Origin of the sequence: Aliiglaciecola litoralis, assembly GCF_039523355.1 — a bacterium.
In the GTDB taxonomy this organism is placed as follows: Bacteria; Pseudomonadota; Gammaproteobacteria; order Enterobacterales; family Alteromonadaceae; genus Aliiglaciecola; species Aliiglaciecola litoralis.
In genome coordinates this window covers 14,703-28,361 of record NZ_BAAAFD010000006.1, presented here as the reverse complement: position 1 = coordinate 28,361, position 13,659 = coordinate 14,703, and the positions used below count along the sequence as shown (strand labels likewise).

4 protein-coding genes are annotated in these 13,659 nt (G+C 43.8%); 1 reads left to right on the top strand and 3 read right to left on the bottom strand.

Annotated features, from left to right (window positions below; genetic code table 11):
* The first annotated feature begins 16 nt into the window (after positions 1-16).
* Positions 17-4,270 carry a hypothetical protein gene (locus ABD036_RS11280; protein WP_343859947.1) on the top strand — a complete coding sequence of 1,418 codons (4,254 nt, stop codon included), beginning with the start codon at positions 17-19 and terminating at the stop codon, positions 4,268-4,270.
* 28 nt (positions 4,271-4,298) lie between these two features.
* Here ABD036_RS11280 and recD read toward each other — a convergent pair whose 3' ends face one another.
* The 3 genes from recD to recC are packed head-to-tail and all read right to left on the bottom strand — an operon-like array spanning position 4,299 to position 13,185.
* The gene (recD, locus tag ABD036_RS11275; RefSeq protein ID WP_343859945.1) at positions 4,299-6,203 is read right to left on the bottom strand and encodes an exodeoxyribonuclease V subunit alpha; all 1,905 of its coding nucleotides are present in this window, start codon (positions 6,201-6,203) and stop codon (positions 4,299-4,301) included.
* Positions 6,203-9,829, bottom strand: coding sequence for an exodeoxyribonuclease V subunit beta (gene recB / locus ABD036_RS11270; RefSeq protein WP_343859943.1), 3,627 nt, complete (start codon positions 9,827-9,829; stop codon positions 6,203-6,205). Before recB ends, recD begins: the two co-directional genes overlap by 1 nt.
* Complete coding sequence (recC, locus tag ABD036_RS11265; RefSeq protein ID WP_343859941.1) at positions 9,826-13,185, bottom strand: exodeoxyribonuclease V subunit gamma; 3,360 nt, start codon at positions 13,183-13,185, stop codon at positions 9,826-9,828. Before recC ends, recB begins: the two co-directional genes overlap by 4 nt.
* Positions 13,186-13,659 lie beyond the last annotated feature (474 nt).

The following is a 13,659-nucleotide window of genomic DNA, read 5'->3' as shown; positions in this document are numbered from 1 at the left end:
AAAAACATGACAAGTGATGATGACTGACAATAGTAAAAAATATTATGCCGCGCCTAATCGCAAGCTTTGGGTATACGGAATTTTACTGTTATTGATCTTAGCGGGATTAACTTATTACGGTTTGATGAACCGTAAAGATAGGTCCACTAATCATGACTATTACCGTGTGCTGTATGAAGCGTCAAACACCTTCAATGAAAATCTACAGAAACTGCAAAGTATGCACAAGTTCAAAGAAAGTGTGAGTTCAATTCGTTCACTGTTACCTAGCTACTCTATCGAACCCATCGCAGAACGAAAACGCCTAGAGGCTAAAACATTTAATTATCTTATCGTCGGACAGAAACTTCACATTAGTTCCCCTGAATCTCCCGATTTTAAAGCAGAACTTGATTTAGAAGACATTCTACCGCAACCCAAGAAAGGGTTTAGTCAGTACTTATTCGCCAATGAACAAAGCGAGGTTTTGTCTCGGGTTGGTAATGAAAAAACCATTTCAATTGTTGATCTCAGTAGTATCAACCAACAAATTCAACGTAAAAATAAACAGTTTCAATTGAATTTCAGTGAGGCAAAAGCCCCCTCAAATAAAGACGGCCCCTCGCCCTTACCCAGCTATAGCAATCACGTAGACATGAAAATATCTTATGGTGAATTTCGGGTTTACGTTTTCCCGTTTGCGCTGTCTACGCCCTTGGATCAAATTAAAAAAGTCGAGAATAAAACCGCCGGAGTCCCAGACGTTAAGCAGACCTTAGATCGCATCTTTTTAGTGGGCTTGTTGCCGCAGCACAAATTAGAGAGCAGAGACAATGGTCATTGGAATGTTTCATTATTAGCGGTCACCTTGGTTAGCCTCGTATTCATGTGGTGTATGTTACGATTGTTCTTATTGCCGAAAAATCAATCGATCACTCGCTCTTTTCGCGTATTCACTACTGCGGCAAGTTATCTTTTTTATATCGTGATAATTGCATTAACCCTCGCCTACTTTCAAAAATCGTTATTACAAATTGATAAAGACAAGACCGCGCTGCGCTATGCAAATTATCTCAATCAAAGTTTGGCTGCGGATATAGAAGATGTGTTTACCCAGCTTAGTCAATACCGTGATTTTTATTCCCTGATCCTAGAAGCATTAACCTCAATGCCTGAAAAAGTGCCCTACAGTGGATACAGTCAAGAAGATGTGCGTAATTTTAATGATGCAATGCGCCGAGCATTACTTACTCAAAATGCCAAACAAGACCCAAAAGGGCAACTAAATGAAACCGCGTTAGGCACTGCAATTACCCAGAACTCTGAGTTTCCTCTATCTTTAAACTATCCGCTGGCCCCAGATGATCCTGAGTTTATTAATTTTGAGCTAAATGACTATGCCATTGGCGTCATGCTGCATAGTTACCGCAGTAACCAATCCGAAGCAGACACGTTAGACTTTCACGGGTTGTTGCAAAAAGTCTCTTTGACCAAAGGCGAGTCTTTGGCAACCTCATTACCCGCTGGTTTTGTGCAACAGCCAAAAAACAAAATCTTGTCGGTATTTGCGTTAAACCTCGATGGGAACTCAGTTTTGCCGTCGGTTAATTTTCAAGAAAGTAACTCGTTGCCGGAAACCTTTAATCTGTCCCATCGAAATTATTATAAAATGGTGAGAGATCAAAAAGGCTGGGATCTGACGCTTGGCACGAATACGAATCAGCAGAAAACATTCCATAATGTTTATATCCAACGCTTACTCAATGTCAATAATGGTACTCGTGGGACCACAATTTCTATGCCCATTACCGCTCCTAGCAATCTATTTACACAAGATAAGAACGAGTTAGCCAAACCATCCAAGGACTACATTATTGGTGCTGATGTGTTGCTGCCATCCATGACTCTGGGTCAATCTCCGCCTTATGACTTCGTCTATATGGTAGTGGATCGAAGTTCTGGCAAGGTTTTGTTCCACAATGACTCAGAACGTTCATTAGTCGAAAACCTATACTACTCAGGGGATATCCACTCTCCGCTAAGCAAATGGTTAAAAGCAGGCTTGGATCATTACACCGAGCTTGGAAGCGGCTCAATCGATGGCACCTATCACGGTCAAGAAGGCAAGTTTGCCGTTTCAAACAGTGTCGTTGACAGCTGGGCAATAGTGGTATTTTATCCCAATGACAGTTTACAAACGTTCATGACCAATCAATTTCTTTATATTACCACCACATTTTGCCTGATCATGTTAATCATGATCATCGGCATCTACGCCGCTCGACATTTCGTCTGGACCAGCGCGCTGAAAAAGAAACTTAATATACCAGCCAAACTCAATGTCAGATTGGTCATGCTAGTCAGCTCAGTGTTATTTAGCGCAAGTTATAGTTTGTATATCTTTGGTTTTAACATCGAAGGGCTCATTGTGCAAAAAGCGTGGTTTGATTGGTCACTGTGGTTACCTTTTGCCGGCTTGCTGATTGCCACTGTGGTTGTCTATCGAGGCTGCTATCGATATTTTTGCTATCCGCTCGCAGAAGTTAATGCGCAAACCCATAATGTCGCTAAGCGAGGTTCAAAACGTCTCATATTAGTGGTTCTTATTGCCGTTGCTATGCATTTCATCTACTTGCAAAGAACCGCAGATGCACCGCAAAAAAGCCTCGATTTTCATTATCAACAGCTAGCATGTAACTGGTTGAACTATGAACGCAAGGAATTAAATACGATAGGTTTAAGCCGCTACCCCAACTCGATCACATCTCAACGTATTTCAGCCTTTAACCTGCTGCCGTTAAATGAGAAGTGGCGGAGTCGATTAACCCAAGGGACAAAAAAATGTGCGGCGCATTCGAGTCAGGTTAACCCGGATGACTATCCGAAGTTAAGCTCGGTATTTGGTGCGACTTATTTATGGCAGTGGATAAACATTTATTTATTAGATGAAGAGCTCACCGCCAGTTATCAACCATCCGATGAATTTGCCAATTTCGAAGGCCCAGATATCTCAGTTAGCGGCAAATTCGTGGGAGTCACCTTTCTATTTGCCCTGCTGTTAAGCGCCGCAATTTGGGGTTGGTTTAGATTTAACGCTCGGGTGTTATGGAATCGCCTGTATTGTCCTGAACGATTCTTGCAGCATATTGAACGTATAACTGGATCGGTGCATACCCTGCATTTTGAGGAACGTAATACCAATCTAATAATCGAATGTGACACCATCAAGCTGAATGGTATTGGTTTAGCACTTTTATTGCGCACCATGAGTTATCAACAAAACGAGCCTGCAACAAGTCTGCTAGCTGGATTCGATAAACTATTTAAAATGAGTCCGTGCCTGCAGAAATTTAGCCAAGAGAACTATTTCTTGCCCAATTTAAAGATAAATCTATCTGTGGATGACGCTAATAAAAATCTCAATCTCGAGTTATGGGATATTGAAACCTGTCTAGAGAAAAGCGAATACAGACAATTACTGCTTGATCTGATCATGGAATTTAAATCGCTTACCTTATCTAAACAATTGAATAGCTTTACCCTTTTCACCGGGTTTCATAGTTTACAGCGAGTTAAAATGAAAGATCCACTGGCCCTCGATCAGAGCAAAATACTGGATAACTCTGAATACTTATCATGGGCGGAATGCCTAATGGATTTTGTGGTTAATGTCCCTGAAAACTTTAAACAAGGAATTGACTGGCAATTATTGCACGATGAGGTCAGCGCTTTCCCTGAGCTAAATTATTTAAATCAGCAGTTCGAACCGGTAACTGAAGAAGACTCCTGGTCGCAGATCTGGAAGCGAGATGAAGAGCTACATATTGAAAGTCGCTGGACGACCATTAATTACATCCTGCTCAATGCTGAAGCCTTATATCGTTTCAAATGGGAGTCGTGTTCGAGCGCGGAAAAATTAGCCCTGCTGAATTTAGCTAAGAAGCAAAAACTGAACCCTGCAAATACGCAAATGATAGAGCACCTTGCGCTCAACGGACTGATAACCGTGAGAAACGGCAGTTTAGATATCGTTAATCTCAGTTTCGCCCATTTCGTGTTACATGCTGAAACAGCGGCAACGCTGAATGCACTAGTAGTAAACGGCGAGGCAGGAATCTGGAAAAACTACAAGTTGCCACTAGGGATCATGATCCTATTAATCATCGGTGGCATTGCACTCACATCGGGTGAGTCCATCTATATTATTGCAGCCTCAATGGCTGGCGTATTGGGCACAATTGCCAGTGTCACCAATAGTGCTAATTTGCTGCGAGGACAAATGAAGGAGTGACGAGCCGAATGTGTTTGATGGATTGTAATTATAAACGTCGGTGCAAGCCGCTGCCCCTCTTACAAAGGGTTTTTAAGCAACGATCCAACACAGCTGAAGCGGCATACAAATGAAAGCTCTCTCTGGCGCGCGTAAGCCCTGTGTAGAGTAATTCCCGACTCAATAGTTTGCCCGACTGACTGGTGGTTTGCTGCGGTAAACACAAATCAATATGATGAAACTCCGAGCCTTGGCTTTTATGGATTGTCATGGCATATACGGTTTCATGCTCGGGTAAGCGACTCACTAACACACCTTTAAACCCGCTATTTGGGCTAACCTCGGTTTTTTCTTTAGTCTGGTCCGTTTCAACGCTGGCCACTTTAAACCACGCTTTGGTCAATACGGGGTTTGCTGGATCTGGCAGTACGATACCGATATCCCCATTGAACAGGCCTAAACTATGATCATTTTTAGCCAACATGATTGGCCGTCCTGCGTAGAACGTTTTATCAGGGCTAATGGTCCCACTGCGTATGAGCACATTTTCAATCAAGCGATTGATCGACTGTGTGCCCCAGCTCCCAGTTTTAAAAGCACACAAAATTTGTCGATTGGATAACAGGTTAAATGCAACCGTTAAGTCATTTTGCGCAATAGCATCAAAATACGACTGGGCGTGAGACACATATTCATCCACTAGGTTTTGCGGAGCGCTATTTTGACGCCACTGTATCTTCTGGTTTTGCTCGCTTTGCAGCAGTCGTGCTGCTTGGATTGCCTGACCGGCAATAATCTCATTAGCCAATTGGCCGATATCACTGTCAGCCGAAAATCGATGACTCTTGCGTAATTTTACGTAGCACTCGCTTAATTCTGCTGACGCCTCTGCTGACACCTTAGGAAGTTGAATACCACTCATTTGTTCAACCGCATCGGCCGTGTCGTGATGGTACGCAATTTGACTGGCATCCGCCTGCGCAGCTTGACATATATCCGATAACACACTGCCGGTCTCTACCGACGACAATTGATTATGATCCCCTAAGAGCACCACTTTGGCGTGACTTGGAAGCGCGCTGAACAAACGATACATCAAGGGTAAATCAACCATCGAGGCTTCATCCACAATCAGCACATCCAAATGTAACGGGTTGCTGGCATTGTGTTTAAAATCAACCCGATTGGGCAAACTTCCTAATAATCGGTGAATGGTACTACATTGCATTTCTAAGCCTTGTTGGTAGGCATTTGGCAAACGCTCTTTGGCTTTATCAATTGACTCGGTCAGGCGCGCAGCGGCTTTCCCAGTAGGGGCAACCAGCTTAATCGTGAGTTTATGATTTTGCCGCTTTGCTACCGTGTTCAGCAGGGCTAATAATTTAGCCACTGTTGTTGTCTTGCCCGTTCCAGGACCACCGGTTATTAAAGTAAATCGACGCAAAGCAGCGATACAAACCGCCACACATTGCCAATCTATTTCATCGGTTTGCGGTGTTTTAGGCGGGGCAAACAATGTCAACAATATGTCCTTGTATAAAGTCATATCAAGTTGTGTTTTGAAAGCCACTTTGTGTTTGATTAATTGCGCTAACTGCCACTCGTATTGATAATACTTATGCAAATACAATCGGTTTAAATCGACAATAATGGGGGTAGCTAATTGTTCCAAAGGTGCTGAAAAACAGCGTGACTGCGCGATTTTTTGTCTTACGTCGTCTTGACTTTCAAAGCCCATGATCGCAAGTCGATGAGGAGCAATATCATCAATAGCAACGCAAGTGTCTTGTTGATTAAGTCGATGACTAACCCAAGCTGCTAATAACGCCAACGACCCAGCATCCTGTTTTTCATTGTCAAATATAAAGCTGGCAAACGCGATATCCAAGTCGGTCAAAGCCAAACGCCGAATAGGCTCTGCGTAAGTTGAAGCGAACGTTGAACGGCCCTGCACTACCATAATCCTAATTGCTCTGTAGGTTGTTGATTGGTTTTCGATTCGATTATTGGTTGTCCACTAAATAGTCGGTCTAACTGCTCAATATGTTGTTTTTCTGGCTTAAATAGCACGATCCCATGATCTTGGTGCTGTGCGGACATCCCCCTTAGAAACCAATAATATGCCCCCCCAACATGGGTATCATAATCGTAGTTATGTAACCGAACCTTGAGATAACGATGTAAAGCCAATACATAAAGTAATGATTGCAGATGGTAATCATGATCACGCATCGCTAAGCTCATATTTTCGTGGCTATAGTCGCTTGATGAATCGCCAAGATAATTCGATTTGTAATCCGCCACAAAAAACTGCTTACCGACACAAAACGTCAAATCAATAAACCCTTTTAACATGCCGTGTAGCTGCTCAAAATCGTAGTGTCTGTGGGTTGTTTTAAACACTTGATTGATCAAGTGATTGAAACGCTCGACGTTAACTCTATTGAGCGGCAAGTGGAATTCCATTTCCACACTGATTTGGTTCTTTTCAAGTGAACTAATGGTAAAACACGCATCACTATGTCCATCAGGTAAAGTAATTGGAGTGGCGATGACATCCATTAACCAGTCTTGCACTATTGGATACCAAACATCGTCAATACCGAACCATTTCCCCTGTTGTTCAATCGCATCAGCCAATGTATGTGTTTGACTAAAATCAATGTTTTCCAACACCCCATGTAGGAAAGAACCCGGCTGAGCGCCGCGTGGAAACGTAAAGCGGTCCATTGCGATTTCGTTGACCGTATCGACATCCTCAGAAAGCGTGAGAGATAAATGTTCCGGCGTGATCAGGGTCTCGTCGAAGCCAGACTTGTCATGTTCCAGATCCATTTGGTTACGCGCAATGGCAGAATAACTGGTGATCCGCCATTGACGATCAATATCCGACGCTAATGACTGATGTTGGTACTCTTCAGTTACCGAAGCCTCCGATTGCATCAGTGAACTAGGTTGTAATTGAGCATCAACTTCAACCACCGCAATATCGGCTAGTTCCGTTAGCGCTTCAAGCCGCTGCTGTAATAGTGTTTTCGTGGGCATTTCACCGCGGTTTAACAATAAACTTCCCATTGCTGTCAAGGCTAATCCTGACTCACTTTTACTGGTCCCCAATGAAGGATTCCAGACCCCCACAAAGCAGTAATGTACGGCGCGCGTCAATGCAACATAGAGTAAGCGAATATCTTCGGCAAGACGCTCATTATCAGCTTGCTGTTGATACGCTTCCGAACCAGTAAAATCCACCTGTAAACGTTCGTTATCACCGTGAAAAATGGCAGAATCTGTTTTGCGATACGCGCAGCCAAATGGAATAAACACAAACGGAAATTCCAGCCCCTTGGATGCATGCATTGTAATAATTTGCACTAAGCCCGAGTCCGTTTCCAAGCGTAACTGTTGCGATTCACTGTTGTGATCAGGCTCACTAATTTGCTGCCACATCCAGTAAACCAACTGACTTTGTCCTGGCGTGGTGTCACTTTGATGTTGCAGAAGCTCGATTACATGACGCAGATCGGTGAGTCGACGCAACCCATCTTGGTGTAGCTTTAGCAACTGGCTGTACACGTCAAAATGTTGCATCACTTGATTGAGCACCATCATCAAACCGTGTTTTTGCCATTGATAATGCCATTCTACGAAACGCTCCATCAATTGCTGCCAAGCCAACTCGTCATTGAACAACGAATCAAGCGCGTTAGCATTCAAACAAAATGTGGTTCCTAATAGTGCAGCTCGGACCGAACTTTCGTTCTTAGGGTTTGCTAAAGCAACCAACAGGCGATAGGTGTCAATTGCCGAGACGCTGGCAAAAACACTGTGGCGGACAAGAAAAACACTGTCGACATTAGACTCAGATAGCATTTGCTTGATAATTTGCGCTTCGTTTCGGGTTCTGACCAAAACACAGATATCGCCAGCTTCAATGCTTTTGGGCTCATCTTGGCGTTGCAAATGGCTTATTTCACCGGATTGCAATATATCAACAATCACCTGCGTTGCCTGTTTAGCTAAGATCTGTTGTGCCTCTTTTGCCTGCACCACCTCTTGTTCGGTAGCGATAAGATGAAAACATAAACTGGCACAATCTTGACCGGCTATGGTCAATTGGGTGACCGGTTTAGCGGCTTCTACAGGATAGAATGGAATATCCCGTTCAAAGTGAAATCCCCGTTCACTTTGGCTAAATATTTGGTTAACGCTGTTGACTAAATTTTGCTGGGTTCGCCAGTTTTTCGCTAAGGTAAAGTGACGACTTTGCGCAATCAGTCTTTTTGCATATATGTAGGTGAAAATATCCGCTCCGCGAAATCCATATATGGCTTGTTTGGGATCGCCGATCAATACTAAGCAATAATCAGTGACATTGACTTTATCAATGGGATAAATAGCACTAAAGATATCAAACTGGACTTTGTCCGTGTCTTGAAACTCATCAATCATCGCAGCGGGAAATTGCTGACGAATAATGTTGCTTAAACGCGCTCCTTGCTCTGATTGAATAGCGCTTTGCAAGCGGCTTAGCAAATCATCCGGTGACAATTGACTAGTACGCGTTTTATATAATTCCAAGTTGATTCTAACTTGCTGCAAAGCGTCATTGAGTAATGCACAATGGATTGCACTTCGGCAAACAAGACGCTGTGACTCAAGGGATTCAAACACGCTAAAATCTAAATGACTAAGGTCAGCACTACCCTTTTTTCGCGCGCTAGCGATTTTTTCAGGCAACCAGTCTTGCCACCCCTCTTTAAACGGACAAACCAGCGAATCACTGTGAACAAAGTGTTCCATCTGCTGGTAAATAACCGGTTTACCCAATTTAGTGCTGGCTTTTAACTTGGCGTTTTGTAGTTGTGTCGATACGTGTTGTTGTTGCCACCACTGTTTCATTTGCACAGTGAGTTGATGTAACTCAACTAATTGCGCACTCGCCTGCGCCAACGAAATTCGCTGCAAAGGCACAACGTCTCGATTCAGCAGACCATGTAAGCTTTTTTCTAAATCTGTAGGTGTTTTCCAGATCTGTGTGATCTCGCCAAGCAAATGAGGGTCAAGTGTCACCACTGTTCGACGCCAATAATCTTGAGTTGCTTGCTTGATCCACTGGGATTGGTCCAGCTGCAAACTTTCGCCAAACACACTACCACTTTCAAACGCATGCTCGGCGAGCATTTTTTGACAAAAACTGTGGATGGTAAAAATCGCCGCTTCGTCCATTTGTTTCGCTGCCAAAGACAATATGTCGCAGGCCCGCTGAACATCTTCAGTATCATCAATAAGTTGTTGAATAAATGGGTCTTCGCTGGCACCTTGATAAAAATCAAAGTAAGCCGATGCGATACGGCTTCTTATCCGCTCTTTAAGCTCTGCTGTGGCGGCGTTGGTAAACGTCACCACCAGAATATTGTCCACTCCCAGTCCAAGCCCCTGTGCAGAATTTACAGGGGTGTTGTGGGCTAACAAAATTCGCAAGTATAGATTTACAATGGTGTAGGTTTTACCGGTCCCTGCACTGGCTTCAATCAGCGAAGCACCCGCGAGCGGAAAGTCATAGGTGTCTAAGCTTTTCATACTTTTTTTCCATAATTAAGCATGGGAGCCACAATCAGCTCGGTCGCCTTTAAAAACCCATCAAAGTGCCGTTCCAATTGCGCGCACACCCTTTGAATATTCTCATCTTGACCTTCGCCTTTGGCAAAATTATCACCGTAAAAGATGCGCAGCGTTTTAACTTTATCTTCTGATTTAAGCCAGCAGACTGCGGTTTCAGGGAACAACATCAGTGGACTATTCTGCCCTTTTTCAAATTGTTGAAATAATGATTCTAAAAGCCCAATCGCATCCTGTTGCTCAACAATATTCAATACAAAGGTCTTATCGGTTGCAATGAATCGGGCTTGACTAAATCGACCAGGGTGCTGTGCACAAATGGTCAGCCACTTTATCCATAACGCTAAACAGTTTTTGGTTTTCAACTTTCCGGGGCGATAGAGTACAAATTGATCACCAAAACCATTATTTAGCCAGCCCTCAAGAGTGACGTTGGCTAAACTTAAATTAATTTCCACACCCTGCTGGGGCACATCAGTAATGTATTGTTGAACCTGCTCACGGAAAGACTCCGTATTGCTCATTTCCTGTTCGAATTGGTCATCTCCTACTCTTCCGGTCGCCAACTTCCCTGCGGCTCGCCAATGCATTGATAGTTGCGTTCTTAATGAGTTGTCATCCTGCATACCTTGAGTATGCAACGCTTGTTCGGTAAGTAAGTAACGATCTAATGGTGATATTGCAAAGGGTTCATCGTCTTGAATTTCATCGGCGTAAACATCGAGAGTGGCGCCAAATCGATGCTTAAGGAAGAATTTAATCGGATTGTCATAGAAAGCTAATAATTCTGTCAACGCCAAGGTGTGTGTCCTTGAATCCGCTGAATCAGGTAACGCCTCTTGCAAAAACACTTCAGTTTCAGGCGCTGCACGTTGAGCATCAAGCACATTGCGCCATTGCAAATTAAAACTGCTGGTGATCGGATGTGATGCTAAATAGTATTTGGGATCAAAGGGTTGCAATCCATGTTCGGTTTGCAGTGCATCAAGTAAGTTTTCTTGAGTTCGCTGAGGATTGGCTGAATGCTCCCCCTCAAAGCAAAATACTTGAGCGCAATATTCAAGTAACTCACTGATTAAGATCGACGGATTGCGAGCTGAATTATCCCTTACATTCAAACCAATATAACTAATATAGAGTTGCGTTCTGGCCGATAGCAAGGCTTCTAAAAAAAGGTATCTGTCGTCTTGCCGACGCGAACGATCACCGCGCCGGTATTGTGCTTTACGCATCAGGTCAAAGCCAATTGGTACTGTCTGTCGAGGATAAGCATCATCATTCATTCCCAATAAGCAGACATGCTGGAATGGAATACTGCGCATTGGCATTAGCGTACAAAAATTCACAGCCCCTGCCATGAAACGCTGACCGACGCCTTTGTCTTGCAGGTTTTGCTGCAATTCCGCGACAAAGATATCGTGATTGATAGGATCCGGGTACTGGCGCTGGTGATGGGTTATGCTTTCTAGTGCTTGACGAAGCTGATTAAGATAGACCTGTTCATTGTCGTCTACGTCATAAAACATCTCGATGAAATCCAGACCTTGGCTGGCTTTGTTGGCAAGCGTATCGTCACTGGCACAAAACATTAAAACATCGTGAATACACATTGCAAACTGATAAAGCTTACCCAGTGCTGCCGCTTCTTGGCCTTCAATATCATGAAATGGAGCGATAACAGCGGCATCGCGAAATTCGCTGTTTGTCGTAAAATATTGATCAGAGGGCATGGCATACCCTGCCAGCAATCGTTGCAAACCAAACAGTAAGGTGTTTTGCATTTCATCCGGCAACTGCCAGCGCGTTTTATCTTGCCCATCCCAGCCCCATCGATAGCCACTTTGGGCTAACCAAAAACGAATATTCTGATAGTCACTATCATTAATATCAAAACGCCGTTGGATTGCCGGTATTTCGAGTAAGCTTAACAACTCGGATAGACTGAGGCGGCTTTGATGAATGTCCATCAACTGCAAAAAGCTCTCAACGATTGCCGACTCTTGCATGGCATTGCGATCAGATATGCCGTAGGGAATGAAATGCTTACGTTGCGCGCTACCAAACACCCCTTCAATATAAGGAGCATAAGCTGCCACATCAGGCATCATCACCACAATATCGGCCGGCTTTAAATCAGGATTGAGTGAAAAGGCATGCAGTAAATGATCATGCAGTACCTCAAGCTCTCTGACTTTGGAGTGACATTTATGAAATTGCAACGAGCGATCGTGAGTGGCGATGGGCAGTTTAGGATACTGAATACCATTGCTCAGCAATTCTTGTGCATCAAGACGCTCATGCGTGCCACGCATAGTGAGTTCAAAAATTTCGTGCTGTAACCACTGCAACAGGGTTTCCGGCGCTGACTGTGGTGACGATTGTTGGAATTCATCGTGAATTTGCGCATTACAGGACACAATCATATCTAAGTAATCGCGACCTGGTTTACCCCAACTTGCAAGCAGTGGATTGCCGATATCAAAATAACCCACCTCCTGCGCTGTTTCTGGTCGCTGCTTTAGTTTCAAACGACTAAATTGCTGCTGATCAACGATATCGCCCCAATAATGATGACTTGGATTACACCAAAATAAATATACTTCTCGGTGTTGTGCCAACGCTTCAAAAACGTCAAGTTGTTGTTGCGGTAAAGTGGAAATGCCAAAGATATAAAGCGGTTTGCCGTTTGTCGCAACAGGATTGGATGTGATGCGGCTCAATAACTGTTGGTGTAAGTTGGCACGATGATAAGCTGATTCGCCTAAATGGGCGGTTTTTTCGACCAATGCACGCCAAAGTATAGGCTGCCATTGATGGCTTGTTAAGGGCACGTCATCAATAGTCGAATTGCCCGTCTCCCATTCGTTTATCCAATCAGGTCGATAGACTTGATATTGATCAAACACGTCCGCAATTTTTTGGCAAAGTTGGTAACGCTTTATCCCGTCATCGTCATCAAGATAGGCTCGAATTTCAGAAAACTCAGCGGTGTCGAGAAAGGCCTCCAACAGACTCATTAATTTCCACGCCATATTTGATTTGGTAAATGCTGAGGTGTCGGGAAGATCATCGAAATACTGCTGATACAATTGCCAGATATAACTTGAAGGTAGCGGAAATTCTAAATTGGCAGCGATACCTAAAATATTGGCAATATCAATTTTTAACCACTGCGCCATCCCCGGACTCTGCACTATTATAGTATCTGGTGTGAGTACCTGTTCGAATGCGTCTTGACCAACGCTACTGTGCACTAGCTTATGGATCAACTGCCCCTGCAAGACTTCCATTTTATTTGACTGAATCACATGCAGCACAGCGCTTCCTTGAAATTGAACAACGTTAGATGGAGAAGACTAAAGTAAGCATGTTAGCGCGTTTGGTCATTGCTCGACAATAGCATCATGTGAATGTCGTTGTTTGCAAAATCATGGGAATGTAATTCGCTGGTATTTAGTCAAGGGGGGTGCATCCAATCAGTGTTGTAAATCATTTAGCATAAAAATAATGTGTTAAATATAATTGTCATACCCGAGCGCTTTAATCGTGAATCTGTTAAAACGTGTTGTGGTGTTAAGGAGGTCCCCACTAACAACATGTGGGGATGACAGCGGGCAACATGTGGGGATGACAGTGCGCAACATGTGGGGATGACAGCGGGCAACATGTGGAGATGACAGCGGGCAACATGTAGGGATGACAGCGGGCAACATGTGGGGATGACAGAGGGCAACATGTGGGGATGACAGCGGGCAACATGTGGCGATGACAGTGCGCAACACGTGGGGGTG

Bases quoted from the DNA above. Each gene is read 5' to 3' on its own strand.
- ABD036_RS11280 (WP_343859947.1), top strand. From the start codon at position 17: ATGATGACTGACAATAGTAAAAAATATTATGCCGCGCCTAATCGCAAG.
- recB (WP_343859943.1), bottom strand. From the start codon at position 9,829: ATGAAAAGCTTAGACACCTATGACTTTCCGCTCGCGGGTGCTTCGCTG.